The following is a 25,630-nucleotide window of genomic DNA, read 5'->3' as shown; positions in this document are numbered from 1 at the left end:
AAGAGGCCCATGTCAGGACCTTAGGCCCCTTGCGGGCTGATTGCGGCCGGTCAATAGTGGTGATCATGACTTCGGAGATGCAAACGGCACCTTCCAACAGGCACGTGGTGGCTGCGCTCGACGGTTCCGTCGCCGGCAGCTTCGTGGCAGACTGGGCGGCCGCGCGGGCACACGCCATGGGCGATCGGCTCACCCTGGTTCACGTCGTTCTTCCCGTCTGGGTCTTCCAAGTGCCCGACGAGCACACCCTCGCCCTCAAACGGGCCGAAGACCTTCTCGGAAGCGAAGCCGGAAGGGTCCACCAGACGTATCCGGACCTGGAGGCAGCCACGACAATTGCCACCGGAGAACCTGCCGAGGCGCTCTCTGCGCTGTCCCTGAAGGCGGGACTGATGGTGGTCGGCACAGACCGCGGCCCCGGCACCGAAGGCGAAGGATTCGGATGCGTCAGTTTCCAAGTGGCCGTGACCAGCCGATGCCCGGTGGCTGTCATCCCCCACAACGCGCCGGGGCAATCTTCGGGCGTGGTGGTTGGCGTGGATGGATCACCGGATGCGGCCGGTGCCCTGGAATTGGCCGCCGGTGAGGCCCGCCGCCTCAACGAAGAGCTGATCATTGTCCACGCCGTGGATCCGCACGCCGCCGGCGGAGGTCCTGATGACGTGGCCGGGAAATCAGCGGAATGGGTGAACCGGAACTTCCCGGATATCAGCATGCGGATCCTTAGCGACCCGGTACACACCCCGGCGGAGGCCCTCACGGAGGCTTCCCGGGGTGCCCGACTGCTGGTGATCGGGCGTAAGGGCAAGGGCGGACTCTCCGTCCTGGTGGGTTCGGTCGCACAGCACATACTCCTGAATCTCCGATGCCCGACCATCCTGTCCTAACCGGCAAGGAGGGCCTCACCTCAACCGCAGCAGCTGAACTGCTGCGGGCAACCGGTCCGAACGTGCTGCCGACTGCCAGGAAGGTTCCACAGTGGCGGAGGCTGCTGGCCGAACTTACCCACTTCTTTGCCCTGATGCTGTGGGCCGCCGCAGCCCTGGCCTACATCGCAGGCATGCCGCAACTATGCATAGCAATCATCGTGGTGGTGATCGTCAACGGCCTCTTCGCCCACATCCAGCAAGAACGCGCCCAGCACGCCGCCGAACGGCTGCAACGGCTCCTCCCTGCCGAGGTCAGCGTTCGCCGCGACGGCACGATCCGGACCGTGCATGCCAGCGAACTCGTGCCCGGCGACGTCGTGGTTCTTGCGGCCGGGGACCGCCTTCCGGCAGATATCCGGTTCCTGGAAGCTGTCGGATGCACGGTGGATGAATCAATGCTCACCGGTGAGAGCGTGGTGATCCACAAAGCGGCGGGACAGGAGGGCTGGGGCGGAACGTTCATGGTGAACGGCGACGCCGAGGGTTTGGTGACCGCGACCGCCGGGCGCACCAAACTGGCCGGGATAGCGGCCCTCACCAGTGACACCAAATCCCCTCCCACTCCCCTGACACTGGAGCTGCGAAGGATCGTGCGGCTCATCGCCCTGGTTGCCCTGGCGGTTGCGGGGCTGTTCTTTGTGGTCTCCCTCCTGGTCGGGATCCAGTGGCGCGACTCCTTTCTTTTTGCCATTGGCGTGGCCGTGGCCCTCATACCCGAGGGACTCCTGCCCACCGTCACTCTCTCCCTGGCCATGGGCGCACAAAGAATGGCCGCGAAGCAGGCGCTGGTACGGAACCTCGAGGCCGTTGAGACACTGGGCTCCACGACGTTCATCTGCACCGACAAAACGGGCACCCTGACGCAAAACCGGATGAACGCCGTCGAGGTTTTCACACCGGCCGGAACCGTGAAGGTTGAAGGAGAGGGCTACGAACCGGAGGCGCAGGTCAGCGGCGAAGCCATCTCTGCGGCCGCCGAAGCTGCCTTCTGCGCGCGCACCGCATCGCAGGGCCGGGCCGTGCTGCACGATGGCCAATGGACCTCATCCGGAGACCCCATGGAAGCGGCACTGGATGTGCTGGCCCGCAGGCTTCCCGAGGCCGGGTCCCCTTCCGCGAAGGGATCCACGGACAGGCCGCCGGAAAAGAGGTTCCCGTTCGATGCTGCACGGCGCAGGGAGTCGGCCGTCATGGGCCCTGTCCTGTACGTGAAGGGAGCTCCCGAGTCCGTCCTTCCACTGTGCACCTCCGTGGATGCCGAGGCCTTGGCCGCCGAGGTCGAAGCCATGGCCTTGCGCGGGTTGCGGGTGATGGCAGCCGCCCGCAGGCAGCTTCCGGGCTCCCCCGCCGACTGGCTAGGACGGAGCGCAGCCGAAGCCGAGCAGGAGTTGGAGTTCCTTGGCCTGATCGGACTGCATGATCCGCCGCGGGCCGGAGTCGGCGACGTCATTGCCACGGCCCGGCACGCAGGAATCCGCATTGCGATGATCACAGGCGACCACCCGGTGACCGCCGGCGCCATCGCAGCGGAAATCGGCCTGATGGGCCCGGACCGCCTGGTGGTCCAGGGCTCCGATCTTCCGGAGGACGAGCAGATGCTCGGTGCCCTGCTGGACCGGGATGGGGTGGTGGTCAGCCGGGTATCGCCCGAGCAAAAACTGCGCGTCGCCAAGGCGCTGCAATCCCGCGGCCATGTGGTTGCCATGACCGGCGACGGCGTCAACGACGGCCCGGCCCTGCGGCAGGCCGACATCGGGGTGGCCATGGGCCTCAGTGGCACCGACGTGGCCCGTGAAGCCGCGGACCTCGTCCTCCTGGACGACCACTTCGCCACCATTGTTGCCGCGATCGAGCAGGGCCGCGCTACGTATGCCAACATCCACCGGTTCCTGACGTACCACCTCACCGACAACGTGGCGGAACTGGCCCCGTTCGTGATCTGGGCGCTGTCAGGAGGGCAATTCCCCCTGGCCCTGGGCGTGCTTCAGATCCTGGCCCTGGACATCGGCACGGACCTCCTTCCCGCACTCGCGCTCGGTGCCGAGTCGCCGGGGAAGCGCGTGCGCCAGAGGCCGCCGGAAAAGAGGCACCTCATGGATCGCCAACTCATGCTCCGGGCATTCCTCATCATGGGGCCCACGGAGGCCTTCATCTCCATGGCGGCCTTCACCACCGTGCTGGTCTCCGGAGGCTGGTCCAGGAGTGAACCCCTGGACCCCGGCCTCCTCATGACCGCCTCCGGAGCCGCCTTTGCCGCGGTTGTCATCGGTCAGATGGCCACGGCATTCGCTTGCCGCAGCGCCACCACCCCGCCTTGGCAGCAAGGGTGGTTCACGAACCGCCTGCTGCTGTGGGCGGTCGCTGGCGAAATCGTTGCCCTGGCCGTCTTCTTGTTCCTGGCTCCGGTGGCAGGCCTCCTTGGACAGGCGCCGCCCACACCAGCCGGATGGATCATCGCCATTCTCGCCTTCCCGGCGGTCCTTGCGGTCGACCTGCTGTACAAGAGGCTGAGGCACCCGGCCGGGCGGTCATTGGCGATGCATGCCATTAGGCCCTAGCGTGCACCGAAAACCGCAACAAAGCTTGTCCCATGAACTCACCAAACAGCCCCCGGAGAATCATCGTCGGCGTGGACGGTCGGAATTCTCATCGAATACCTTGACCATGGCAGGGCGGGTTGCCCCGGTTTTTGGCGTGCCGCTCGAGGTGATCACCTGCATCGGCATGTCCGACTACTACCTGACCTCGCGCTTTGAGCAGGAACTGACGAAGTTCACCTCTGAGCTCGAGGAAACCGCCAGGCGGATGGCCGAAGAGGCCGTGGATCGTGCCTTCGCCGGAAACCGGCCTGCCGACCTGACTGTCACGGTCAAGTTCGGCGAGCCGGCCAAGGTCCTGGTGGAGGAAAGCAACGACGCCCTGATGTTGATCATTGGCCGGCACGGCGGCGGCGGCTTCCTGGGGCAGGCGATCGGTTCAGTCAGCAGCGCCTGCGCCGCCCATGCCCACTGTCCAGTGCTTCTGGTAGGGGCGGACGACGTGCTGCCTTGATGGGCCTTGGGCCGGGTCACCCTTGGGCCTGTACGGCCGTGATGGCCACGGTGTTGATGATGTCCTCCACCGAGGACCCCCGGGAAAGATCGTTGATGGGCTTGCGCAGGCCTTGAAGAATAGGGCCGACGGCGATTGCGCCGGCCGAGTGCTCAACGGCCTTATAGGTGTTGTTGCCTGTGTCCAGGTCAGGAAAGATGAAGACCGTCGCCTTCCCTGCCACTGTGGACGACGGCAGCTTGGTGCTCGCGATCCGGACGTCCACCGCAGCGTCATATTGGATGGGGCCCTCCACCGGGAGGCCCGGCCGGGAAGCCCTCACCAGGGCCGTTGCTTCACGGACTTTGTCCACGGACGTGCCGGCTCCGGACTCACCGGTGGAATAGGAGAGCATGGCGACTCTGGGCTCCACACCAAAGCGTTCCGCCGTTTCAGCTGAGGCAATCGCGATCCCGGCCAACTCCCCGGCCGTGGGGTCGGGGACCACTGCGCAATCGCCGTAAACAAGCACCCTGTCCGGGAACAGCATGAAGAACACCGATGACACCACTTCCTGCGGGTCTTCTCCCTTGATGAACTCCAAGGCGGGACGGATGGTGTTCGCCGTCGTGTGTGCCGCTCCGGACACCATGCCGTCCGCGCAGCCCAACCGGACCATCATCGTCCCGAAGTAGGCGGCGTCAAGCATGATTTCGCGGGCCCGTTCCATGATCATGCCCTTGTTGGCCCTGAGCTTGCAGTACTCCCGGGCAAAGCGCTCACGGTCAGGTGAGGTGGCGGGATCAATGACGGCAAGGTCCCCAAGTTCGATTCCTTGCGTGGCAGCCAGCTCGCTGACCACCTCCGGCCTGCCAAGCAGCGTCAGCCGGCAGACGTCGCGGCGCCGCAGGATATCGGCTGCCCGCAGGCTCCGAACGTCCTCACCTTCGGCCAGGACAACATGGCTTGTCCGTTGCCGGGCACGTTCAATCAGGTCGTTGAAGAAGCGCAGCGGGGTGATGGTGGATGGGCGGGGCAGCGCCAGTTCTTTCAGCAGGTCCGCTTCAGGGATGTGGCGTGACCACAGGCCCAGGGCGGCGGCAACCTTGCGTTTCCCTCCTGTGTGGATTTCGCTGCGGACGCTCGCCGCACCCTGCGCCACGGAGTACAGGTCCCCACGCTCAAGGAAGACCGGAAACGGGGCCCGCTCCAGCAGCCGCTTCACATGCGGGGAAGGTTGCAGGCCATCCGTCAGAATCATCCCTCCAGGGCTCGGCAGATCCGATGCCAATGCCGACGCCAAACAGGCAAGGATGATGTCCGTGCGGTCCCCCGAGGCCAGGACCATGTCGCCGGTCTGCACGGCGGGAAGGAAGTCGTCAGCGCCCATCCCTGCAACACGGATCCGGCGGATATCCCGGTCCCATTCCTTGCTGCCGGTACTTGGTACCAGCCGAAGTGACTCTGCGATGTCAGCGACGGTCGGCGTGGAGATTTCAGCTACCTCGGGGATGAGGTAGCAGGGAACGTCCGGGGCGGCTTCCCGGAGGGCTTGCTCCACCCGTTCTTCCGTGCCGGGTTCCACCCGGTTGACCACAACAGCCAGCACGGAACAACGCGCTGCCTTGAACTGCTTGAGGGCTGTGGCGACAGACTCCCCTATCCGTGCCGGCGGGACTCCCCGGCCACCGACCACTGCCAGGACGGGCAGTCCCAGGTTGCTGGCAAGGGCGGCGTTCAGTTCGAACTCGCCCGCCGCGTCGGGACTCCGAAGGTCGGAGCCATCCACCACGACGGCATCGCAACCACGGGACAAGCGGCTGTAGATCCCGATCATGCGTGACACCAGCTCGTCCTGCTGCCCTGACCTCGCTTCGGCCAAGGCGGCGGGCGTTGTTGTTCCAGCCTTGCTCCGCGAGGCACCCAGCTCGTACAGCCGCCGCAGCAACAGGACTACAGGATCATCGTCGACGGCGTCTCCGGCCACCAGCGGGCGGAAGAACCCCAGGCGCCCGGCGTGGCGATGAAGTGCGTCCACCATGCCCAGCACTGCCAGTGACTTTCCGGACCCGGGTCCCGCAGACGCAATGTAGAGTCCCTGCACCATGCGGTCTCCTTTCCTGGCATGCGGCCAATTCCTGCGTGTCCAGCATTTCCTGTGACTTCAAGGGTGACGGGCAGGCGGTGATAAAGCCAGAAAGAATCCCACCCCGTGGCAGCGTCGGGGACCTTGGACCCTGTTAGGCGTCGGCGCCTGTCCCTAGGATCGCAAGTACCCCAGGTGCAGGCCACCGGTCGCGCCGCCCCATCCCTTACAGGAGGACAATGCCCATGGAAACCGACGAGCGCCCAGGCAGGATCTTGTCCGACGATGAGTCATGGAGCGTCCTGCAAAGGAACCAGCACGGCCGCCTCGCGGTCAGCGTGTTGGGAGAGCCGGACATCTACCCGCTGAACTTCATCGCGGACCAGGGCAGGTTGCTGGTGCGCACCAACCCGGGAACCAAGCTCGCTGAGCTGACGGTCAACGAGAAAGTCGCCTTCGAAGTCGAGGAAATAGGCGACGGCGAGGCGTGGAGCGTTGTCATCAAAGGAACGGCACGCGTCATCGAGTCCCAGTCGGAAATCGACGAGGCGGACAAGCTCCCCCTGAAACCGTGGATTCCTACCCGGAAGTACACCTACGTGGAGATCCGTCCTACCCGCGTGCACGGCCGGCATTTTGAGCTGGGGGACGAACCCGAGCGCTACTAGGTCCCGCTCCCTCGGGGCGGGACCCCCGGGGCTGCTTCTTCCCCAACGCCCGCAGCGCATTGAGTATGGTGGCCAGGTCCACCAGTTCCTGCAGCAGCGCCCCTGCCACGGGCACGATGAAACCCCAGGAAGCGAACACCATCAGGACCAGGCTCAGCAGAATCCCCGTCCAGATGCTGGTGCGGGCAATGCGCAGGGTGTACTGTCCGACGTCGACCGCCACCGCCACCTTGGAGAGGTCATCGAGCAGGATCACCACGTCCGCTGACTCGCTCGCCGCGGTGGCGCCGCGCGCGCCCATGGCAATTCCGACGTCGGCCGCTGCCAGGACCGGGGCGTCGTTGACGCCATCCCCGACCATCATGACCGGGCGCGTCTTCAGCCCGGCGACCGCCCTGACTTTGTCCCCGGGGAGGCACTCGGCAAGCACCGTTTCCATTCCTGCCTGGGCGGCGATGCTCCGGGCGGTGCTCTCGGCGTCGCCGGTCAGCAACAAGGATTCCCGGACACCAAGGTCCCGAAGCTTCTCCAGGGTGTCCACGGCGTTGACCCGCAAGGGATCGCTCATGATGAGGGTCCCGGCATACCTTCCGTCGACGCCCACGTAGATGGCCAACTGGCCGCCGGCCAGTTCGGACTGTTCAAAACCCGTGGTCTGCTCGCGGACGAACGCAGCTTTTCCGACCACCACGTCGTGGTAGCCCACGCGGGCGGCGACGCCGTTGGTGGCGTGCTCGGTGGCCGCCGTCGAAGGCAACAGCGGCAGTCCGCGCTCGGCAGCCGACGCCATGACCGAGGTCGCAAACACGTGGGAGGAGAACTGTTCAGCCGAGGCAGCCAACTGCAGCAGCGTCTCTTCGCTCGGTGAATCCGACCCGGCACGCCTGACGGCCACGAGGGTGGGTTTGCCGGCCGTCAGCGTCCCGGTCTTATCAAAGACAGCCGTCCTGACCTTGCTGAGCTGCTCAAGGGTCCCTGCGTTCTTGATGATCACCCCGGCCTTGGCGGCCCTGCTGGTCCCGGCAAGGAAGGCTACCGGGGCGGCTATAAGGAGCGGGCAGGGAGTAGCGACAACCAGTACCTCAACAAATCGCACGGGATCGCCGCTGATGAACCAGGCAACGCCGGCCATGGCAAACGCCACCACTGTAAAAGGGATGGCGTACCTGTCAGCCAAACGGACTGTAGGGGCCCGGCTGGCAGCCGCTTCCTGGACCAAGGCGACAATTTGGCTGTACTGCGATTCCTTGGCGGTGGCAGTCGCTTTGATGCGCACGGCCGCGGGCCCGTTGACCGTGCCGCTCAGCACGGAACCGCCCCGGGACCGTTCGACGGGCAGGCTCTCGCCGGTCAGTGCTGATTCATCGAAACTGCCCGCCCCGGACAACAGTTCGCCGTCCACCGGAACGGTCTCTGCGGGCTTGACCAGCAATACGTCACCGGGGTTGACGTCCTCCACGGCGATGTCCACCAGGTCTCCTGAGGGCTCTACCCGGTGTGCGTTGCGCGGGGAGCGTTTCAACAGATCGGTGAGCTCCCGGGTAGCGCGGCCCTGGGCGTAGTCCTCCAGGGCTTCACCTCCGGTGAGCATGAGTACGATCACCAGAGCCGCGATGTACTCACCGACGACCACCGTTGCACCGATGGCCGTGATGGCCAGCAGGTCGATGCCCCACCTGCCGCGGAAAAGATCCTTGACCATGGAACCGGCGCGGTACAGCGCAACGGCCAAGGCAAAGATGGATGCGAAGCCCTGGGCCGCGGCGTCCTGGCCACTGAGGACCAGGACAGCGACCAGTAAGCCCACCAGGAGGATCGCGCCCACAAGGGGGTACCTGCGGGCAAGGGTGAAGAGCCTGACTTCACTCATGCGCGCCACGGGACAGGACGACTTTCAGAGCTTCCGTCTCGGAGGCCCGGGAGAAGGTGTCATAGGCGTCCATGATGTTCTCGAGCGAGAAATGGTGGGTCGCGAACTTTCCGGCGGGAAGCTTCCGCTGGGCAACCAGCCTCAGCAGCATGGGAGTGGTGTTGGTGTTCACCAGCCCCATGCTGATATTGATGTTGCGGATCCACAAGTCCTGCAGGGGCAACTCAACGGGCTTGCCGTGGACACCGATGTTCGCCACGTTCCCGCCGGGCCGGACCAGTTGGAGGCACATGCCGAACGTTTCCGGGATGCCTACGGCTTCGAGGGCGACGTCCACACCGGCACCGTCGGTGAGGGCCAGCGCCTGCGACAGCCAGTCAGCGCTTGTCGGGTTGATGGTGTGCGTGGCACCAAAGTCGACGGCGCGCGCCAGCCGGCTGTCGTTGGGGTCGATGGCGATGATGGTGGCGGCGCCGCAAAGCCCCGCCGTGGCCATGGCGGCCAAACCGATAGGGCCGGCTCCAACGACGGCGATGATGTCACCTGGGGCGACCCTGCCGTCGAGGACACCGATCTCGAAAGCCGTGGGCAGAATGTCCGAAAGCATCACTGCCTCATCATCACTGACGCCTTCGGGCAGTTTATGCAGGGAGTTATCGGCATAAGGCACCCGCACGAATTCTGCCTGCGTCCCGTCAATGAGGTGCCCGAAAATCCATCCCGTACTGGGCTGCCCTTCGTCCCCCAGGCAATGGGAGAACAGCTGCTTCCGGCAATTGCTGCTATGTCCGCACGATTTTATGCACGACACTATGACGCGGTCGCCGGGCTTGAGGCCGCTGACTGAGCTTCCCACTTCCGTCACCGTCCCCACTCCTTCGTGGCCGAGGATCCGCCCAGGCACTACGGCCGGCACATCACCTTTGAGGATGTGAAGATCCGTTCCACAGATGGTGGTGGTATCGATCCGGACTATGGCGTCGGTAGGGTGGGCAATCACCGGGTCCGGAACCTCTTTCCAGGCTTTGGCTCCGGGACCGTCGTAGACCAGCGCTTTCATCGCATTGCCTTTCCGTGGTGCCCGTCAGCGGAAGGATTCCCTGCGGGCGTCATTGAGTGGTGCTTTCCAGATATCCGGACGGGTAGTGGTGAAGCGCCTGCCAGTGATGGATTCCGGAATGATCCTGACGTAGTGGTTTTTACTTCCGGCCTGCCACGGCTCAAGGTCCAGCGCCTCAGCCTCCGCGAGTTCATGGCGTTCGAGGATGACTGCTGCCCGGCCTCTGGCCACGACGCTCCAAGCCTTTGACGCTCCGGCCTCGAATCCGTCGATCTCAAGGGCCGTTGGCGCTTTCATGGCGCTCCAGTACTTCGTTCCGGCGCCCGTGCGGAAGACGATTCCCTGACCGTCAAGGACGTAGTTCACGGGGAAGATGTCAGGATGCCCCTCCACCAGGACAGCCAGTCGGCCAACGTTCATTTGGCCAAGCAGCGCCCAGCATTCTTCAGGATCCAGGCGTTCGATGGCTGTGTGTGGGGTCGATTCCATGCCCTGACGCTAACCGTGCCGGGGCGCCCCCGTTAGGGCCGTAGGTCCCGGACCGCCCTTGGGTCCCGGACCGCCGGGCCGGGAAGTCACTCGAGGCCGGCGCGGGTGGCATCATCCAGGGGGCTCCACCAGGTCAACGGCTCGGTGATTTTGAAGCGACGCCCGGTCATCGACGTCGGCACAACCCGGATGAAGTGGTCCTTGCGCCCTGCCTGCCACGGGAAAAGCAGCAGCCCGACCGTGTCAAGGACGTCCTGGGTCAGCTTGATGCTTTCGGCCTTTCCCTTGAGCACCACGCTCCACGCCACCCCCGAAGCGGTGTCCACGCCGTCGGCCTCTACGGCTACCGGTGTGGCCCCCAAAACTGTGTGGAGTTTTGTCCCCTCACCCGTCCGGAAGACCAAGGTCCCGTGGTCCACCTTGTAGTTGATGGGGAAGATGTCCGGATGGTCGCCGGCCCAGACGGCCAGCCGTCCCACCGACACGCTTCGAAGCACCTCCCAGCACTGCTTGACGTCGAGGTTTTCGATTTCGGGTACTGCACGCTTGTCCATGGCTAGACGGTAAACCCGGAAAGTGCGGTTGGACAGGGTAGAAAGGCCCGTCCCTCCCGTCCCGTCCGCAACAGTATCGCCAGCGCCGTCGGGTCCGGAGTAATCTTTGCACGACGGCGCCGCACTCCCTGGCCGGCACCGCGGAAAGACGATGATGAGCCACCCTTACCAGTCGTCACCGGACGAACCACCGGCGGCCGCCATTCCCCTTGAGGCACTCTTGCGGACCTTCATGTCCCGGGCGGACGAACTGCTCATGGCCGAGGAACGGACCCGGGGCTTGCTCGAAGCCGTGGTGACCGTTGCCGGAGAACTCAGCCTGGAAACGGTCCTGAAACGCGTGGTGGATTCGGCGTGCCACTTGCTTCATGCCCGCTACGGAGCGCTGGGCGTCATCGGCGAGGACAGCACCCTCAGCCACTTCGTCACCGTCGGTATCGACCAGGAACTCGCCGAGCGCATTGGTCCTCTTCCCACCGGCCACGGAGTACTGGGGCTCCTGATCACAGGGCCTGCACCCCTGCGCCTGCATGACCTGCGGCAACATCCCAAATCCTACGGATTTCCCGCACATCATCCGCCAATGAAAACGTTCCTCGGGGTACCCATCAGGGTCCGCGACGCCGTCTTCGGGAATCTTTACCTCACGGAAAAGGAAGGTGGACAAGACTTCACGCCCGAGGACGAGGACCTGGCTGTGGCACTTGCCGCGGCCGCCGGCGTGGCGATTGAAAATGCCCGACTGTACGAGGACGCCCAACGGCGGGCATCCTGGCTGGAGGCCTGCATGGATGCCACCGGCTACCTGCTGGAGGACAGCAGGGAGGACCACACCGAGCACGCTGCTTTCCGCGTCGTCGCTGAGGCTGCGGCCCGCCCGACGGATGGCCTGGTGGCACTCGCACTGACTCCGGCAGACAGGAAAGGTACTTACACTGTGGCCGCTGCCGTCGGCAAAGGTGCCGGCGATCTGAAGGGCCGGAAGCTGACAGTCGGTCCGACCGGGATGAAGGACATTGCTCTCACGGGGCGAAGCACCACCGTGGATGACCCTTGGAACCTCCTTGGCCCGGGCGTGCCATCCAACCCCGCAAAATTACTGGCCGTGGACTTGAGCGCCCAAGGAACCCACTATGGCCTGCTGGTCTCGGTGCGGGACTCCGACTCCGAACCGTTCAGGCAAACGGATGTGGAAATGTCCGCTGTGTTCGGTTCGCACGTAGCCTTGGCCCTTGCCTTGGACAGAATCCGAAGGTACCGGGAAGAGTCGGTGGTCTCCACCGACAGGGACCGGATCGCACGGGACCTGCACGACCTCGTCATCCAAAGACTGTTCGCGGCAGGACTGAGCATCCAGAGCCTGCGGCGCTACACCACAGCCCCTGAAGCTCCGGACCGGATCGACGCCATCACTGATCAGCTCGATTCCAGCATCCGGGACCTGCGCAACACCATCTACTCGCTGCGGGCAGCTGCTGCCGGCCGCCAATTGGTCAGCAGCCGGATTGTCGAGACGGTGCAGTCGGCATCGGCCTCTCTCCCGTTCGCGCCCCACCTCACCCTGATCGGGGCCCTTGACGTGGTGGAGGACGAGATCGTCATCGAGCACTTGCTGGCAGTCATCTCCGAAGCCTTGAGCAACGCGGTGCGGCACTCGGACGCACAAACCATCAACGTCACCGTCGGCATGACGGCCGATGCCCTGACTGTGGAAGTCAGGGATGACGGCCGGGGCTTCCGCCATCCCGGTTCAGGAAACGGCTTGGCCAACATGGCAAAGAGGGCAGCCGACCTCAATGGTTCCTGTGCCGTCACCAGCACCCCGGGCGACGGCACATCGTTGACGTGGGCCGTTCCCCTGCGCTGACGGTCCAGTGCGCGGCTGACTCAGTGCGCGGTCTACTCAGTGCGCGGGCCCGCCGTCGGCTTCGTCGGGGCTATGCGCCATGTAGACCGCCGCCTGCGTCCGGCGTTCGAATCCCAACTTGGCCAGCAGGGAGGACACGTAGTTCTTGACGGTCTTCTCTGCCAGCAGCATCTCTTCTCCGATTTGCCGGTTGGTCAGGCCTTCGCCGACGAACTTCAGAACCCTCCGCTCCTGGGGCGTCAGTGCCGCCAGCCTGGGATCGTCCCGTTTGGGTTCGGTGAGCCCCTGCACAACCCGGGCCTTGACCGCCTCGTCGAACAGGGATTCTCCGTGCGCCGCGCGGCGCAGAGCACCCAGCAGGTCGCTGCCGCCGATTTCCTTGAGTATGTAGCCGGCCGCGCCGGCGATGATCGCTCCCCTGAGGGCCTGCTCGTCGTCGTAACTGGTGAGAATAACGCAGTTCAGCGACGGATCGACCGACCGGACGTTGCGGCATACTTCAATGCCGGTGCCGTCCGGCAGGCGCGCGTCCAGGACCGAAATGTCCGGCCGCAACGCCGGGATCCTTCGGGCCGCCTCCTCTGCCGAACCCGACATCCCTACTACCAGGAAGCCTTCGTTTTCCAACAGCTCCTGCAGGCCCCGCCGTACCAATTCATGGTCGTCAAGGATGAAGACCCGCAAAACTCCGGGAGTGTGGTCGCCGCTCGTAGCGGGCGCGTCCGCGAACATGACCCTCCCGTCCGGCGCACAGCGTGCGCCTATAGCCTCAACCCATGTAGTGGATTCTGCACCTACGTGGTGCATTCCGATTCTTGTCTGCCCGCCTGATCCAAGCAAGGGACCAAAGGCCTACGCGGGCGGTGACTTTCGGCCCTGTTGCGCAGCCCGGTGGAAGGGGAATCTGGAACTACAGGATACCGGGGACGTAACGGTTGCTTCCGGTATCAAGGAAATGAAGGAGCATGATCCCCATGAAAAAGTGGACGCGATGGCAGGATTACGTTGTTGTCGCAGCAGGCGCCTACACGGCGCTGTCGGTCCTCTGGACCTCCCAAACAGGAATGTCGACGGCGATGATGGTCACCTTGGGTGTCCTGCTGGTCATCAGCGGAGCCATCAACCTCGCCCTCCCGGGAATGCCGGTTGTTGAGTGGGCACAAGCACTGGTGGCCGTAGTCCTGCTGCTGGCCCCCTGGCTGGGCAACTACACCTCGGCTACCGGAGCAGCCTGGACGGCATGGATCGCCGGGGCAGTCGCCTTGGTTGTCACAGCCTTTGCCATCAGGCCAAGCACCGAGGAATACCGGCACCACCACGTTGCAGCGGCACCCTGAACCCAATAACACATCCGGCGCTGCGGACTCCGCTGCGCCGGATTTTTCCTGTCCAACGGAGGTCCGGGAGGAACAATGAAGAACAGCGACGTTGCCAGCCTCAGGTTCCTGGGGGCTACAGATACAGTGACAGGATCCAGGTACCTCCTCGACCACCAAGGCACCCGCGTGCTGGTGGACTGCGGTCTCTTCCAAGGGTACAAACGCCTCCGGGAACGCAACCGCAGGCCGTTCCCGGTAAGTCCGTCGTCGATCGACGCAGTCCTCCTGACCCATGCCCACCTTGACCACACCGGATACCTTCCCCTGCTGGTCAGGGACGGCTTCCGCGGCACGGTCTACAGCACGCAGGGCACGAGCCAACTCTCCAAGCTTCTGTTGACGGACAGCGGGCACCTCCAGGAAGAGGAAGCGAGGCATGCCGCGCATGCCGGTTCCTCCCAGCACGACCCCGTGCTGCCCCTGTACACCGCCTTGGATGCGACGCGGTCACTGCAGAGTTTCCGACCCGTCGACTTCGACACTCCATTGCAGATAGGAACCGGCTTCGAAGCGGTATTCGTACCAGCCGGCCATATCCTTGGCGCGGCCCAGATCCGGCTCCAGGCCGGAAACGCCTCGGTGCATTTCACCGGTGATCTTGGCCGCGCGGATGATCCCTTTATGTACCCACCCCGGGACCTGGAAGCCGTTGACGTGCTCGTCACCGAATCGACCTACGGGAACCGGCAGCACCCGCCGGGCGATGCGGAAAGCGAATTAGGTGATGTGGTGAAGCGCACGGTGAAACGGGGCGGCGTCGTTCTGATAGCTGCCTTCGCAGTCGGCAGGGCGGAATCGCTCCTGCTGCAGTTGGCGCGGCTCCGACGGAAAGGCGCCATACCCGAGGTCCCCATCTATCTCAACAGTCCGATGGCCATTGATGCGTCCTACATGTACCAACAGCACCCGGAGGAGCATCGCCTCAAGCCCGAAGAGTTCAATGCCATGTACCAGCTGGCCACCATGACCCGCACTGCCGATGATTCCAAGCTCCTGAACCTTCGGGGAGGGCCCATGATCATCATCTCTGCCAGCGGGATGCTCACGGGCGGCCGGGTCCTCCATCACATTGAGGCATACGGCGGGGATCCCAGGAACACGGTGGTCCTGAGCGGCTATCAGGCCGGCGGGACCCGGGGAGCCACCCTCGCGGCAGGAGCACGCGACCTTCGCATCTACGGCCGGGACGTCCATATCCGGGCCGAAGTTGTGCAACTGGAAGGCTACAGCGCCCATGCCGACGCCGATGCCATCATCCGGTGGATGCGCACGGCACCGAAGGCCCCGCGGATGACGTACATCACGCACGGCGAGCCGGCAGCATCGGATGCTTTGCGGTTGCGCATCAAACACGAGCTGGGCTGGAAGGCCCGCGTCCCCGAATACCTGGAGACGATCAGCTTGAACGATCCGGATTAGGCCCTGCTCCGGGACTTAGGGCCCTAACCATCACATCAGCGCTGGTCAAGACTGGAGTGACACGACCCGGCGTCGCGACCGGGCGACCTTCAAGAAGATGAGGATCAGTCATGAGTGAGGCCATTGTCGTCGGTGTCGGCGACTCTCCCAGCAGTGAAGCGGCAATGCGTTGGGCGATGCACCGGGCGGCCGCGCTGAAGTTGCCCGTCCTCCTCGTCCATGCCGTGGACGACAGGTGGGCTTATGACGCTGTTGGCTACAACGACTGGATCCGCAACTCCGGCGCTGCCCTCCTTTCAGATGCCAAGGACCGCGCCGCCAAGATGGAACCGACGGTCAGCCTCAGCACGGACCTGGTCCACGGCGCACCCGGTTACTCGCTGCGGAAAAAGTCCAAGAAGGCCTCCATGGTGGTGATCGGTTCCGGCCACAGCTGGGTTGGTGGTTCACTCACCGACCGTGCGCTCTAGGTCGCGGCGGTCGCGCAGTGCCCGGTGGCCGTGATCGGCGAACATGACCTCAGCACCCGCCAAGGCGTGCTGGTCGGGGCGGACGGATCCGAAGAATCCATCCAGGCGGTGGGCTTCGCCGCTGCCGAGGCCGACCGGACAGGGCAGGAACTGACCGTGCTGCACGCCTTCCGGCTCCCGGATCCGTGGCTCAGCAGGGGGATGCCGGGCGGTGACTTCAACGGCATCATCGAGGAAGAAGAACGGGTGGTGCTCGCCGAGACGGTGGCCGGCCTGGCCGATACCTACCCTGACCTCACGGTCCACCAAGTGCTGCAGACAGACAGAAGCCCGGCAGAGGCGCTGCTGGGAGCTGCAAAGACCGCATCCTTGCTGGTTGTCGGCAGCCGCGGCCGCGGCAGCTTCAAACGCCTGATGCTTGGTTCCACCGCACATGCCGTTCTTGCGAAACTGCCGTGCCCGACCATCATCACCAGGGTGAAGCCGGTCAAGCACAAGGGCTGACCCCGGCGTCCCCACGCAGATCCGGCTGCCCCCGTGCTGATCACCAGCAAGGGGCAGCCGGATTTTTGCGTGGGCTGGGGGTTTGCGTGGGCGGGGAGTTTGCGTGGGCGGGGAGTTTGGGTGGCCTGGAGTCTGCGTGGGCCATGAATTTGAGGGGCACTGATCCTAGCTCAGATGCACATGGCGTCCGGAAATGAGGTCCGCCTGGATGCGGATAAACAGAGTCCGTTCACCACCGGCCCAGGGTTCGGGCATCACTTTGCCCCACAGCTCCTTGATGGTTTCTTCTTCCAGGACGTGGGAGGACGGCCCGCTGACCAGTACCGACCAGCCTTCGCTCCGGTCCGGCCAGGTGTGGTCGACCTGGAAGGACGTCTGGAGCCGGGCCGACGGTTCTCCAATGAAACCGGAAGGCGCCGTCCGAAAATAGATGGCGTGGTCACGGACCAGGTAATGCACCGGAAGAATCATCACGCGGCCATGGTGTACAAAGCCCACCCGGCCTGTTTCTTCGGACCGCAGCAGCTCCCAGCAGCGCTCGGGGGATAATTCTTCGCTGACGTGGCGGGCTCCATCGAGTCGGGCAGGCTGCGTCTCATTCATCATTTTCTCCGGTCTGTTGTTCTACAAGTAATTGCGCCAGTTCAGCACCCCAACGGGAGGCCCGGTCAATTTCCTCCTGGTCCACTGCTGGTCCGGGACCTACTTCGAAGCTCTCACCATCTGCCAGGAGCTGGAATCCGGCTTTGCGCAGTCCTTCGCTGATACCCCGCGCCGCGCTGCCGGTGATGATTTCCAGGCCATGGTTCCGCGTATCGAAGGCCACTGCGTTCTGCCCGGGCACAGCCGCGCGGGTTGCCGCCAACCATTCGCGGACGCCTACGTTGATCTGCGTACTCACGTCGAGTTCCCCGGTGGCGGATCCGACGTCGGCTGCCCGTCGCCGGGTTGAGGGCCTGCTCATGCCGTGAACGTGGGTCGGGCCGCCAACGACCACAAGATCACATCCGATGATCCGTCCCTCCTCAACATCACCGACCGGAACGACGCTGGCAGCAACTGCCCCACCCAGTCCGTCGGCAATGGCCTCCGCGACCCGCCGGGTGTTGCCGTACATCGACTCGTAGATCACCAAAGCTTCCATTGCTCCCCTGCTGCTCCCTAGTGGACGTCTGTTTCCGGCGCATGCACCACAAGGACAGGGCAATGGGCATGGGCAACACATGCCGAGCTGACCGACCCCAGCAGGAGGCCGCCAAAACCACCATGCCCCCGACGCCCCACCACCACCATGCCGGCGTTCCGGCTGGCCTCTATGAGCCCCTGCCGGGGATGGCCGCGTACCAGGCGGGTCACCGCATTGTCCGGGAGGGCCGGGCCGAAGGCCTTCTCCACCGACTGCTGCAATATCTCAGCCGCTGCATCTTCGAAGCGACCGATCCCCACGGCAACGTAGCCGTCAACTATTTGGGGATAGTCCCAGAACGCAGTGGCCTCCACAGTCTGCCCCGTGGCATCAGCAAGCCGGCGGGCCTCACGCAGCGCTGCGATGGACGCCTCGGATCCATCAACTCCCACGACGATCCCGCTGCCCGGGGTCTCCTGGTGCATCCTTGGCCTCCTGCTCGTCTCGCGCTCCGTCAGGTCAGGATCACCCGGCGGGATGGTAAGTAACAGGGCCGAAAGTCACTCCGTCTCTCCCGGCGGATCGGCGCGGAGCTCTTCAATGGTGGCCCGCAGGGCGTGGATGATGCCGTCGAGTTCCCGGGAGACGGCCTGCATCCGTTCATGTCCGGCCGGGTCGTCGACGAACCTCTTGAGGTTCTGGATCCCAAGCCCTGCGGCGAACAAACGCTGGATCACCAGGTCGTGCAGGTCACGGGCGATCCGCTCGCGATCTGACAACACTACGTTCTGTTCCCTCCGGGCACTGGCCCGGGCAAGATCCAGCGCCAAACCGATCCTGCTGCTGAACAAAGCGCTGGATTCAAGGTCTGAATGCGTGAAGGCAGGGGCTCCCGCGGCCCTTGCGAGCATCAGCACTCCGTTGTCCGTGCCACGGTGGCCCAGCGCAGACACAAGCACGGTGCCAAGCTTCTCCGACATGCCTACTCCCAATGCCGTGGAAGCATCATGGATAAGGCGTGACTGGCCGGATTCCTGCACGGCACCGCCTACCTCGGAACCCGGCAACTCCTGGCCCGCGTACATCCCTTGGACTCCCACGGCGGACCGGCAACGCAGGGTCCCCTCCGGGTCCGGAACAGCAATCACCGCCAAGACTGAGTCCGAAGCATGCACGGCAGCTTCCCCCACGCGATCAAGGTCCGTCTGGCCGCCGTCGGGCTCTCCGGCAATCAGCAGGCTGGCGAGCTCCATACCGGCCTCCAACCAGCGCCTCCGCCGATTGCTCTCATCGAAAAGCCGGGCATTTTGGATAGCGACGCCTGCTGCAGCAGCAAGCGCCACCGCCAGGTCCTCGTCAGCGCGCGTAAAGTCCTGGCCGTTTTTCTTCTCGGTGAGGTACAGGTTGCCGAACACCGTGTCACGCACCCGGATGGGTACGCCCAGGAAAGTCTTCATGGGCGGATGGTGCGGCGGAAAGCCAACCGCCATCGGATGCTTTCCAAGGTCATGAAGACGCAGGGGCGCAGGTTCCCTGATCAGGTGACCCAGTACCCCGTGCCCGGTGGGCAGGTCCCCGATCGACCTGATCCCTTCCTCATCGATACCAACGGTGATGAAGTGGCTGAGGCGCTGGTCCTCCCCTATCACCCCCAACGCCCCGAACCGCGCATCCAGCAGGAGGCAGGCAGAATTCACGACGCGGTCAAGGACTGCTTCAAGGCTCAAGTCCTCGGCAATGGACACGACGGCTGCCAGCAGGCCGTTCATCTGCTCCTGGGCATGGAGCAATTCGTCTGCACGGGCCACGAACTCCCTGAGCAGCAAGTCGACCCGGCCCTTCATAGGGGAAGTCCAGCCCTCTGTGCCTTGCATGTCCGGACCTCCTGAACCGGCTAACGTGCAAATCCAGCCGGTTTACGGTCCCCAAGATCAAGAACGCAACGATTCGTATCACGCAGCCGCAGAACCGGTCGGACAACAACCAAGTTCAGCTTCTGCCGTTAACCGGGCCGCCCCTCATCCGCAGGCGTATGCGGAATCGGGTACTTCAAGGCCATGCTAGCCATAACCGGATGACTCCGGAAGTCATGGGCTGGGGTGCCATAGCCCGCTCCGGACTAGCGGTCCCCTGCTCCGCCGGAGGCGAGATAGTCGATGAGTCCGTCCACGGTACCCACTTTGGGATAGTCGCTTTCCGGAATGTTGACGCCTGTCTGAACGTCCAAGGTTTCCACCAACCTCAGGAAATCGACGGAATCCAGCTCAAGATCCTGTCGAAGACGGGATCGGCCTTCGACCTCGTCCAGGTCTATGTCCGGAGCAACCACGCCCAGGGCGGCTTGGACGGCATCGCGTGCTTCATCGTGGGTCATAGCTCCTCCGGTTCCTGCAGCAGCTCATTCATGCGGTTCAGGAATCGCGCACCACGCAGGCCGTCGCTGACCCTGTGATCGGCGGACAGCGTGGCAACCGCCACGTGGCGGATCCCCACCATCCCGTTCCGCGCCCAAGCCTGTTCGCTCACCCGGCCGATTCCGATCATCGCCACCTGTGGCGGATAGATCACGCCATAGACGCTCTCCACGCCCAAATCGCCAAGGTTGGTCACAGTGACCGTGGGGTCGGCCATCTCCGCGCGCAGCAAACGACCCGACCGGGCACGGCTCACCAGGTCCTTGAGCCGTTTCATGAGTTCATCCAAGGACAAGGTGTCAGCGTCGTGGATGGCCGGCGCCACCAGTCCTCCGCGCCTCAGTGCCACTGCAACTCCCAAGTGAACCGACGACGCCGGCTGGAACCCGCCGTCCTGGAAGAATCCATTCACTTCAGGCACATCACGGGCCGCCACAGCGGCTGCTTTGAGCAACAACACGGAGGCCACCAAACGCTCCGCCACGGCCCTCTGGGCGTTGGTTGCCGTCATCCACTGGACCGCGTGTTCAAGGTCCAGTGTCTCCGTCAAGTAGTAGTGCGGGATGGTTTTCTTCGACCGCTCCATCAGCGTCCCGATGGCGCGCCGCAAAGTATCGGCCCGTTCCGGCGTGTCGTGCAGAGCCGGCGGACCGGCCAGCGGACCGGCGGGCAACCAGTGGCTCCGCGGCCATGCCGAACAGGACCTCGACGCGGCGCAGGTCCTTGCTGCCTTTTCGCGCTGGCCAACGTGGATGTGGGCCAATGAGGAAGTAGCGCACTTCCTTGGCTGGCTGCATCAATGGAATTCGGGCCGCCCTGAAGACCGGCGAACGGGGTTTTACGGGCTGGAGGTCTATTCCCTGTGGGACTCCCTACGGGAAATCTTCAGCTGGCTTGAGTCCAATGCGCCGGAGTCGGTTCCCGCGGCGCAGCAGGCATGGCGTTGCTTCGTGCCATTCGGCGAGGACCCACAGCGTTATGCCTCGGCTACCCGGCTGGTTCCCCGCTCCTGCGAGGCGGACGTTGTGGGGCTGCTGGCTGAGGTCCACCGGCAGACCTTGGGCCGGGTGGAACAGGATCCCTTGGCTTTCGACGTCATGCAGAACGCAATAGTCGCCTCAAACGCAGAACACCAATACCGGACCATGGTCCGCGGTGACGAACAGTCCTGGAACATCCGGGATTACCACATGAGCGACACCATGGACCGGCTGTCCCGCCATCACGGAGCCGGTTCGAAGGGAATCATCTGGGCGCACAACACGCACATAGGGGATGCCCGGGCGACGGACATGGCAGCCGGCGGCATGGTCAACATCGGACAACTGATGCGCCGGCGCCACCACGGTTCCGTAGTGTTGGTCGGTTTCGCCTCATACAGCGGCTCAGTGACAGCTGCGCACCCCTGGGGTGCGCCCGGACAGACCATGGACGTACCCAACGCAATTCAAGGAAGCCACGAGGACCTCCTCCACAGCGCACTGAATGGGCCGTCGGCTTTGGCCTACGGCGCCGGCCGGGCCGGACGGTGGCTCTCCACGTGGCGCGGGCACAGAGCCATCGGCGTCGTCTACAACCCTGCGCGTGAACGGGGCAACTACGTCCACACCGTCATGGGGCAACGCTATGACGGCCTCGTCTGGTTGCCCACGACGTCCGCCCTTCGGCCGCTGCACCGTGAATACCTTCCCGATGAACCGGAACTCGAAACCGAGCCCACAGGCTTTTGAGCAATGCCGGTCATCCGCCGCTGCGGACAAGGGCCGGTTTCCGCAACAGGGCCGTTCGTCCCTTATCCACTCGGCGGGAACCGTCAAGAATAGGTGGCACAAGACCCTTGGGACCCGGATGCCCACGACTTCCGACCACCAGCGCGCCCACGCCACCGGGGCAGGGGCGTTGACGTTCTAGTTGAGAGTTCCACCATGTCTGGACATTTCGAAGTTTTCGTCGATGCGTATTCCCACTTTCGGTTCCGCCTTGTTGGCCCCAGAGGAAACACCCTGCTCGAGTCAGGCCCCTACGACGACAAGCAGGCGATAGCCATCGCCATCTTCGACGTGCGCGAATGTGCAGGTACCGGCCTGGTGGAAGACCACAGCACCAAGCCCGCCCCGCGCTGGCCCCCGGCGTCGGGCCCGCACTCATCCCCGCGACGGCGGTCCACGCCAGTGGCGGCACCGCATTGAACTGTCACGCCATGGCGGGCACCATGCGTCCCGACACCATGACGCACAGGATCTAGGGCGCCGGGCCATGCAAGGACTCACCCGGGCGGACGTCGCGCTCCGCATCGACCATGGCCTGGACAACAGCGCACAACTACCAGCCAGTCGCAGCCTGCGCACCATCATCAGGGCGAACGTCCTGACACTCTTCAATGGCCTGGTTTTTGCGGCCTTTGCGATGTTGCTCGTCCTGGGGCAATGGCAGGATGCACTCTTCGGGCTCGCCGCGATGGGAAACATCATTATCGGAGTGGTCCAGGAGTACCGGGCCAAACGGGCCCTGGACCGTTTGGCCATCCTGCACAGTGCGCCGGCAACTGTGCTCCGGGACGGGACGGAACAAGTGATCCCGGGACGGGACCTCGTCAAGGACGACATTGTGGTTTTGGGCGCCGGGGACCAGTTGTCTGCCGACGCCGTCAGCCTTGGCGACGGCAGCCTCGACGTCGACGAATCACTTCTGACGGGAGAATCCGAACCCGTCCGGAAGAGTGCAGGCCAGGTCCTGCTGTCGGGTTCATTGGTGGTGTCCGGATCGGGGTTCGCCCGGATCACCACCGTGGGCCTTGAAACCTTCGCCCAACGCATCGCGACGGAAGCCAAACGCTTCTCGCTCGTGACCTCCGAGATCCGCTCCGGAATCAACAAGGTCCTGAAAGTCATTGCATGGCTGGTCCTTCCGTTGTCTGCACTGGTCCTCAATTCCCAAATGATCCAGCACGGCGGATGGAACGCGGCGCTCGCGTCCGGCGACTGGAAGGAAGGCGTGGTGCCGGCCGTGGCCAGCACCATCGCGATGATCCCCTTGGGCCTGGTCCTGCTGACCAGCGTGGCGTTCGCCGTCGGGGCGATCCGGTTGGCCAGGCTGCGGGTCATCGTCCAGGAACTGGCCGCCGTGGAGGTCTTGGCGAGGGTTGACGTCCTGTGCCTGGATAAGACCGGGACGCTGACGGACGGCCGGATGGTTTTCGACGCAGTTCATCTGCTCGGACCGGAAGAAGAATTTCCGGAGTGGCGGGATGCCCTGGAATGCTTCGGTGCCACCCAGCATACAGACGCGACCGCCAGCGCCTTGAAGGCCGCCTTTCCTCCGCGAAGTGCACAACCTCCCCTGGCCTCGGTACCTTTCGACCCTGCGCGGCGCTGGAGCTCCGTCACGCTCGCCGGCGCCTCAGGAGACCCCCGGACGTGGCTCCTGGGCGCCCCCGGGGTTGTTCTTGGCACGGCTGAAGAGGCGCGTGGGCGCGCTTCCGCCTTGGCCTCCTCCGGTCTCCGAACCCTGGCTCTGGTACTCGCTGCAGGAAACGACGCCGGGAGTACCGGCGGGATTCCTTCTCCCGCCGGCGCTTCACCGGTGCTGCTCGTCACGTTTCGGGAATCGATACGGAAGGACGCCTCAGCCACGCTGGACTACTTCCGGGAACAGGGGGTGCAGATCAAAATCTTTTCCGGCGACGATCCCCGGACAGTGGGGCTACTGGCCGGGAGGTTGGGACTGGGTGGCCGCCCTGCCTGTGACGCCACAACACTTCCCGCGGATCCTGAAGCCCTGGCATCCTGCGTCCAGGACAATGCGGTGTTCGGCCGGGTAGGCCCCCACCAGAAGAAGGACCTGATCCAGGCCCTTCAACGAAAAGGCCACACCGTTGCCATGACGGGCGACGGCGTCAATGACATCCCCGCACTCAAGGTTGCCGACCTGGGCATCGCGATTGACACGGCAGCCCCGGCAACCAAAGCCGTGGCACGGCTGGTCCTGCTCGATGGACGCTTCAGCCGCCTGCCGGGCATTGTGGCCGAAGGGCGCAGGGCTATCAACAACATGGAACGGGTATCGATGCTCTTCCTCAGCAAGACCGCCTACGCCATGGTCCTGGCCGTGGCCTGCGGATTGTTGCTGCAGCCGTATCCTTTCCTCCCCCGCCAGTTGTCCGCCGTCGATGGCTTGACCATTGGATTGCCGGCGTTCTTCCTGGCCCTCCTGCCCAGCAGTCGTCGCTACGTCCCGGGCTTTCTGAAGCGTTCCCTGTCCTTCGCGATCCCGGCAGGAGTCATCACGGCCACTGCCATTCTTGGGGTCAACACCTATGCGTCCCTCAGCGGCGATCACAGTGTCCTGACAAGCCGCTCGGCCACCACCATCACCTTGACCATCATCGGATCGTGGATCCTGGCTGTGACTGCCCGGCCCCTGAACGCAACGAAGGTACTGGTCCTGGCGGGATGCTATGTGGGGATGGCAGCGGTGATGGGCCTTGATTTCGTCCGCGGGTTCTTCCTGCTCGAATGGCCTCCGCCTGACCTGTTGCTGGTCTCGGTGCTGACGGCACTGGCGGCAAGTGCCGCCGTCGAGCTTGTGGGACGATACGTCACGCGTGGCTACCACGGTGCAGACGTGACTTTCGCCTCTGGAAGGCGGGAAGGGTCCGTGCGAGCCTCCTGATATCCGACGACGAGGAAGAGTCATGCGTGCATGGTGGGTTGATGTGCCGGGGAAGATAGCGGACAAGCCTTTAAGGATGGGCGAACGCGAGGACCCGCGGCCCGGGCCGGGCGAGGTACTGCTGCGCGTGGACGTGTGCGGTGTCTGCCGCACCGACCTCCATCTCGCCGAGGGCGACCTTCCGCCCCGCCACGCCGGGGTGATCCCCGGCCACGAGGCCGTAGGGACGGTCATGGAAAGTTTCAGCGGGGGCCGCTTCTCCCGCGGGGACAAAATCGGTGTCGCTTGGCTCGGCCAGACCTGTGGCCACTGCCCCCACTGCCGGCGCGGCCAGGAGAATCTCTGCCTGGCGCCCCGATTCACGGGGTGGGACCGTGACGGCGGCTTTGCCGACCACATGACGGTGAATGAGGACTTCGCTTATGCCTTGCCTGCGCGCTTCACCAACGAACAAGCGGCACCGCTCCTGTGCTCGGGGATCATTGGCTACAGGGCCCTGGAACGGGCTGCGCTACCGCCGGGAGGGAGGCTGGGCATCTATGGCTTCGGCGGCTCCGCCCACTTGACGGCCCAAATCGCCATCAGCCAAGGCGCGTCGGTCTACGTCATGACCCGTTCCGCACAAGCCCGGGACCTGGCCCTCAGCCTCGGAGCGGTTTATGCCGGCGACGCCTACGATGCTCCGCCGGTCCCCCTGGACTCAGCCATTCTTTTTGCTCCCGTGGGCGATCTGGTTCCGGTCGCCCTGCGGGCGTTGGATCGCGGCGGAACCTTGGCCATTGCCGGCATCCACCTCACGGACATCCCGTCCCTCAATTACCAGAACGAACTCTTCTATGAACGGCAGATCCGCAGCGTCACCGCCAATACCCGGGCCGACGGCACCGCTTTCCTGGCCCTGGCCGCGGAGATCGGACTGGCCCCAACCGTCACCACCTACGACTTCACGGAAACGGACCGTGCGTTGGAGGATCTGGCCAACGACCGCGTCACCGGCGCTGCGGTTCTGAAGATGCGGTGACAGATCCACCGAGGCGACGCCGTGGACGGCCCGGCGGGTTGGGTTGGCGGTCCGGCGTGGGGGGACGATCCGG

25 protein-coding genes are annotated in these 25,630 nt (G+C 64.5%); 13 read left to right on the top strand and 12 right to left on the bottom strand.

What is annotated here, in order from left to right; translation table 11 throughout:
* Positions 1–65 precede the first annotated feature (65 nt).
* The 3 genes from RI444_RS09930 (at position 66) to RI444_RS09920 (ending at position 3,980) form a co-directional block, all read left to right on the top strand.
* The gene (locus tag RI444_RS09930; RefSeq protein ID WP_225740035.1) at positions 66–887 is read left to right on the top strand and encodes a universal stress protein; all 822 of its coding nucleotides are present in this window, start codon (positions 66–68) and stop codon (positions 885–887) included.
* Positions 866–3,487, top strand: coding sequence for a cation-translocating P-type ATPase (locus tag RI444_RS09925; RefSeq protein ID WP_207604733.1), 2,622 nt, complete (start codon positions 866–868; stop codon positions 3,485–3,487). The genes RI444_RS09930 and RI444_RS09925 overlap by 22 nt, the downstream gene beginning before the upstream one ends.
* A 106-nt stretch (positions 3,488–3,593) precedes the next feature.
* Positions 3,594–3,980 carry a universal stress protein gene (locus tag RI444_RS09920; protein WP_242703089.1) on the top strand — a complete coding sequence of 129 codons (387 nt, stop codon included), beginning with the start codon at positions 3,594–3,596 and terminating at the stop codon, positions 3,978–3,980.
* Positions 3,981–3,996: 16 nt separating this feature from the next.
* Here RI444_RS09920 and pta read toward each other — a convergent pair whose 3' ends face one another.
* Positions 3,997–6,066: a phosphate acetyltransferase gene (gene pta / locus RI444_RS09915; protein ID WP_207604732.1), complete on the bottom strand. Its 2,070-nt coding sequence runs from the start codon at positions 6,064–6,066 to the stop codon at positions 3,997–3,999.
* A 224-nt stretch (positions 6,067–6,290) separates the two neighbouring features.
* On the opposite strand from pta, the gene RI444_RS09910 reads away from it, so the two are divergent.
* Entirely contained in the window at positions 6,291–6,713 is a 423-nt protein-coding gene (locus tag RI444_RS09910; RefSeq protein ID WP_031216469.1) for a pyridoxamine 5'-phosphate oxidase family protein, read from the top strand.
* Here the strand turns inward: RI444_RS09910 and RI444_RS09905 are convergent.
* The 4 genes from RI444_RS09905 to RI444_RS09890 all read right to left on the bottom strand — a co-directional run bounded on the left by RI444_RS09905 (position 6,658) and on the right by RI444_RS09890 (position 10,686).
* Positions 6,658–8,583, bottom strand: coding sequence for a heavy metal translocating P-type ATPase (locus tag RI444_RS09905; RefSeq protein WP_207604731.1), 1,926 nt, complete (start codon positions 8,581–8,583; stop codon positions 6,658–6,660). The two genes, RI444_RS09910 and RI444_RS09905, sit on opposite strands and share 56 nt — an antisense overlap.
* Positions 8,576–9,643, bottom strand: coding sequence for a zinc-dependent alcohol dehydrogenase family protein (locus RI444_RS09900; protein WP_207604730.1), 1,068 nt, complete (start codon positions 9,641–9,643; stop codon positions 8,576–8,578). The genes RI444_RS09905 and RI444_RS09900 overlap by 8 nt, the downstream gene beginning before the upstream one ends.
* Before the next feature lie 24 nt (positions 9,644–9,667).
* Positions 9,668–10,132, bottom strand: coding sequence for a pyridoxamine 5'-phosphate oxidase family protein (locus tag RI444_RS09895; protein WP_062096729.1), 465 nt, complete (start codon positions 10,130–10,132; stop codon positions 9,668–9,670).
* Positions 10,133–10,218: 86 nt separating this feature from the next.
* Complete coding sequence (locus RI444_RS09890) at positions 10,219–10,686, bottom strand: pyridoxamine 5'-phosphate oxidase family protein (protein ID WP_207604729.1); 468 nt, start codon at positions 10,684–10,686, stop codon at positions 10,219–10,221.
* A 151-nt stretch (positions 10,687–10,837) separates the two neighbouring features.
* On the opposite strand from RI444_RS09890, the gene RI444_RS09885 reads away from it, so the two are divergent.
* Positions 10,838–12,553, top strand: coding sequence for a GAF domain-containing sensor histidine kinase (locus RI444_RS09885; RefSeq protein ID WP_242703088.1), 1,716 nt, complete (start codon positions 10,838–10,840; stop codon positions 12,551–12,553).
* A gap of 36 nt (positions 12,554–12,589) precedes the next feature.
* Here the strand turns inward: RI444_RS09885 and RI444_RS09880 are convergent, their stop codons facing one another.
* Positions 12,590–13,285: a response regulator gene (locus tag RI444_RS09880; protein WP_021472156.1), complete on the bottom strand. Its 696-nt coding sequence runs from the start codon at positions 13,283–13,285 to the stop codon at positions 12,590–12,592.
* Positions 13,286–13,518: 233 nt separating this feature from the next.
* On the opposite strand from RI444_RS09880, the gene RI444_RS09875 reads away from it, so the two are divergent.
* The 4 genes from RI444_RS09875 to RI444_RS09860 all read left to right on the top strand — a co-directional run bounded on the left by RI444_RS09875 (position 13,519) and on the right by RI444_RS09860 (position 16,325).
* Positions 13,519–13,890: an SPW repeat protein gene (locus RI444_RS09875; RefSeq protein WP_227471368.1), complete on the top strand. Its 372-nt coding sequence runs from the start codon at positions 13,519–13,521 to the stop codon at positions 13,888–13,890.
* A 75-nt stretch (positions 13,891–13,965) separates the two neighbouring features.
* Positions 13,966–15,351, top strand: coding sequence for an MBL fold metallo-hydrolase RNA specificity domain-containing protein (locus RI444_RS09870; protein ID WP_207604728.1), 1,386 nt, complete (start codon positions 13,966–13,968; stop codon positions 15,349–15,351).
* A gap of 110 nt (positions 15,352–15,461) precedes the next feature.
* A complete protein-coding gene (locus RI444_RS09865; RefSeq protein WP_316963905.1) occupies positions 15,462–15,821 on the top strand; it encodes a universal stress protein in 360 nt (119 codons plus the stop codon).
* 30 nt (positions 15,822–15,851) lie between these two features.
* Positions 15,852–16,325, top strand: a complete 474-nt coding sequence (locus tag RI444_RS09860; RefSeq protein WP_316963904.1) for a universal stress protein — start codon at positions 15,852–15,854, stop codon at positions 16,323–16,325.
* A 165-nt stretch (positions 16,326–16,490) separates the two neighbouring features.
* Here the strand turns inward: RI444_RS09860 and RI444_RS09855 are convergent, their stop codons facing one another.
* The 6 genes from RI444_RS09855 to RI444_RS09830 form a co-directional block, all read right to left on the bottom strand.
* A complete protein-coding gene (locus tag RI444_RS09855; RefSeq protein ID WP_031216504.1) occupies positions 16,491–16,931 on the bottom strand; it encodes a pyridoxamine 5'-phosphate oxidase family protein in 441 nt (146 codons plus the stop codon).
* Entirely contained in the window at positions 16,921–17,469 is a 549-nt protein-coding gene (locus RI444_RS09850) for a flavodoxin family protein (RefSeq protein ID WP_062096725.1), read from the bottom strand. Before RI444_RS09850 ends, RI444_RS09855 begins: the two co-directional genes overlap by 11 nt.
* 17 nt (positions 17,470–17,486) lie before the next feature.
* Entirely contained in the window at positions 17,487–17,936 is a 450-nt protein-coding gene (locus RI444_RS09845; protein WP_062096722.1) for a universal stress protein, read from the bottom strand.
* Between the two features lie 75 nt (positions 17,937–18,011).
* Positions 18,012–19,325 carry a GAF domain-containing protein gene (locus tag RI444_RS09840; RefSeq protein ID WP_062096719.1) on the bottom strand — a complete coding sequence of 438 codons (1,314 nt, stop codon included), beginning with the start codon at positions 19,323–19,325 and terminating at the stop codon, positions 18,012–18,014.
* A gap of 245 nt (positions 19,326–19,570) precedes the next feature.
* A complete protein-coding gene (locus RI444_RS09835) occupies positions 19,571–19,825 on the bottom strand; it encodes an acyl carrier protein (protein WP_062096717.1) in 255 nt (84 codons plus the stop codon).
* Positions 19,822–20,451 carry a 2-oxo acid dehydrogenase subunit E2 gene (locus RI444_RS09830; protein ID WP_083262086.1) on the bottom strand — a complete coding sequence of 210 codons (630 nt, stop codon included), beginning with the start codon at positions 20,449–20,451 and terminating at the stop codon, positions 19,822–19,824. The genes RI444_RS09835 and RI444_RS09830 overlap by 4 nt, the downstream gene beginning before the upstream one ends.
* Here RI444_RS09830 and RI444_RS09825 point away from each other — a divergent pair.
* From RI444_RS09825 to RI444_RS09810, 4 genes are all read left to right on the top strand, one after another.
* The gene (locus RI444_RS09825) at positions 20,429–21,595 is read left to right on the top strand and encodes an erythromycin esterase family protein (RefSeq protein ID WP_207604727.1); all 1,167 of its coding nucleotides are present in this window, start codon (positions 20,429–20,431) and stop codon (positions 21,593–21,595) included. The two genes, RI444_RS09830 and RI444_RS09825, sit on opposite strands and share 23 nt — an antisense overlap.
* Before the next feature lie 195 nt (positions 21,596–21,790).
* Complete coding sequence (locus tag RI444_RS09820) at positions 21,791–22,054, top strand: YegP family protein (protein WP_079941137.1); 264 nt, start codon at positions 21,791–21,793, stop codon at positions 22,052–22,054.
* A gap of 67 nt (positions 22,055–22,121) precedes the next feature.
* A complete protein-coding gene (locus RI444_RS09815) occupies positions 22,122–24,536 on the top strand; it encodes an HAD-IC family P-type ATPase (RefSeq protein ID WP_207604726.1) in 2,415 nt (804 codons plus the stop codon).
* Positions 24,537–24,612: 76 nt separating this feature from the next.
* On the top strand, positions 24,613–25,557 hold the full coding sequence (locus RI444_RS09810) for a zinc-dependent alcohol dehydrogenase family protein (RefSeq protein ID WP_410510805.1): 945 nt from the start codon (positions 24,613–24,615) through the stop codon (positions 25,555–25,557).
* Positions 25,558–25,630 lie beyond the last annotated feature (73 nt).

The organism is Paenarthrobacter sp. AT5, assembly GCF_032764245.1.
Lineage (GTDB): Bacteria > Actinomycetota > Actinomycetes > Actinomycetales > Micrococcaceae > Arthrobacter > Arthrobacter ureafaciens.
The sequence above is the reverse complement of the archived record's forward strand: the minus strand, read 5'-3'. Positions and strand labels throughout refer to the sequence as shown.

What these genes read in the sequence shown, in the direction of transcription:
- RI444_RS09930 (WP_225740035.1), top strand. Translation starts at nt 66, where the DNA reads ATGACTTCGGAGATGCAAACGGCACCTTCCAACAGGCACGTGGTGGCT.
- RI444_RS09925 (WP_207604733.1), top strand. Translation starts at nt 866, where the DNA reads ATGCCCGACCATCCTGTCCTAACCGGCAAGGAGGGCCTCACCTCAACC.
- RI444_RS09920 (WP_242703089.1), top strand. Translation starts at nt 3,594, where the DNA reads ATGGCAGGGCGGGTTGCCCCGGTTTTTGGCGTGCCGCTCGAGGTGATC.
- pta (WP_207604732.1), bottom strand. Translation starts at nt 6,066, where the DNA reads ATGGTGCAGGGACTCTACATTGCGTCTGCGGGACCCGGGTCCGGAAAG.
- RI444_RS09910 (WP_031216469.1), top strand. Translation starts at nt 6,291, where the DNA reads ATGGAAACCGACGAGCGCCCAGGCAGGATCTTGTCCGACGATGAGTCA.
- RI444_RS09905 (WP_207604731.1), bottom strand. Translation starts at nt 8,583, where the DNA reads ATGAGTGAAGTCAGGCTCTTCACCCTTGCCCGCAGGTACCCCCTTGTG.
- RI444_RS09900 (WP_207604730.1), bottom strand. Translation starts at nt 9,643, where the DNA reads ATGAAAGCGCTGGTCTACGACGGTCCCGGAGCCAAAGCCTGGAAAGAG.
- RI444_RS09895 (WP_062096729.1), bottom strand. Translation starts at nt 10,132, where the DNA reads ATGGAATCGACCCCACACACAGCCATCGAACGCCTGGATCCTGAAGAA.
- RI444_RS09890 (WP_207604729.1), bottom strand. Translation starts at nt 10,686, where the DNA reads ATGGACAAGCGTGCAGTACCCGAAATCGAAAACCTCGACGTCAAGCAG.
- RI444_RS09885 (WP_242703088.1), top strand. Translation starts at nt 10,838, where the DNA reads ATGATGAGCCACCCTTACCAGTCGTCACCGGACGAACCACCGGCGGCC.
- RI444_RS09880 (WP_021472156.1), bottom strand. Translation starts at nt 13,285, where the DNA reads ATGTTCGCGGACGCGCCCGCTACGAGCGGCGACCACACTCCCGGAGTT.
- RI444_RS09875 (WP_227471368.1), top strand. Translation starts at nt 13,519, where the DNA reads ATGATCCCCATGAAAAAGTGGACGCGATGGCAGGATTACGTTGTTGTC.
- RI444_RS09870 (WP_207604728.1), top strand. Translation starts at nt 13,966, where the DNA reads ATGAAGAACAGCGACGTTGCCAGCCTCAGGTTCCTGGGGGCTACAGAT.
- RI444_RS09865 (WP_316963905.1), top strand. Translation starts at nt 15,462, where the DNA reads ATGAGTGAGGCCATTGTCGTCGGTGTCGGCGACTCTCCCAGCAGTGAA.
- RI444_RS09855 (WP_031216504.1), bottom strand. Translation starts at nt 16,931, where the DNA reads ATGATGAATGAGACGCAGCCTGCCCGACTCGATGGAGCCCGCCACGTC.
- RI444_RS09850 (WP_062096725.1), bottom strand. Translation starts at nt 17,469, where the DNA reads ATGGAAGCTTTGGTGATCTACGAGTCGATGTACGGCAACACCCGGCGG.
- RI444_RS09845 (WP_062096722.1), bottom strand. Translation starts at nt 17,936, where the DNA reads ATGCACCAGGAGACCCCGGGCAGCGGGATCGTCGTGGGAGTTGATGGA.
- RI444_RS09840 (WP_062096719.1), bottom strand. Translation starts at nt 19,325, where the DNA reads ATGCAAGGCACAGAGGGCTGGACTTCCCCTATGAAGGGCCGGGTCGAC.
- RI444_RS09835 (WP_062096717.1), bottom strand. Translation starts at nt 19,825, where the DNA reads ATGACCCACGATGAAGCACGCGATGCCGTCCAAGCCGCCCTGGGCGTG.
- RI444_RS09825 (WP_207604727.1), top strand. Translation starts at nt 20,429, where the DNA reads ATGGTTTTCTTCGACCGCTCCATCAGCGTCCCGATGGCGCGCCGCAAA.
- RI444_RS09830 (WP_083262086.1), bottom strand. Translation starts at nt 20,451, where the DNA reads ATGGAGCGGTCGAAGAAAACCATCCCGCACTACTACTTGACGGAGACA.
- RI444_RS09820 (WP_079941137.1), top strand. Translation starts at nt 21,791, where the DNA reads ATGTCTGGACATTTCGAAGTTTTCGTCGATGCGTATTCCCACTTTCGG.
- RI444_RS09815 (WP_207604726.1), top strand. Translation starts at nt 22,122, where the DNA reads ATGCAAGGACTCACCCGGGCGGACGTCGCGCTCCGCATCGACCATGGC.
- RI444_RS09810 (WP_410510805.1), top strand. Translation starts at nt 24,613, where the DNA reads ATGGGCGAACGCGAGGACCCGCGGCCCGGGCCGGGCGAGGTACTGCTG.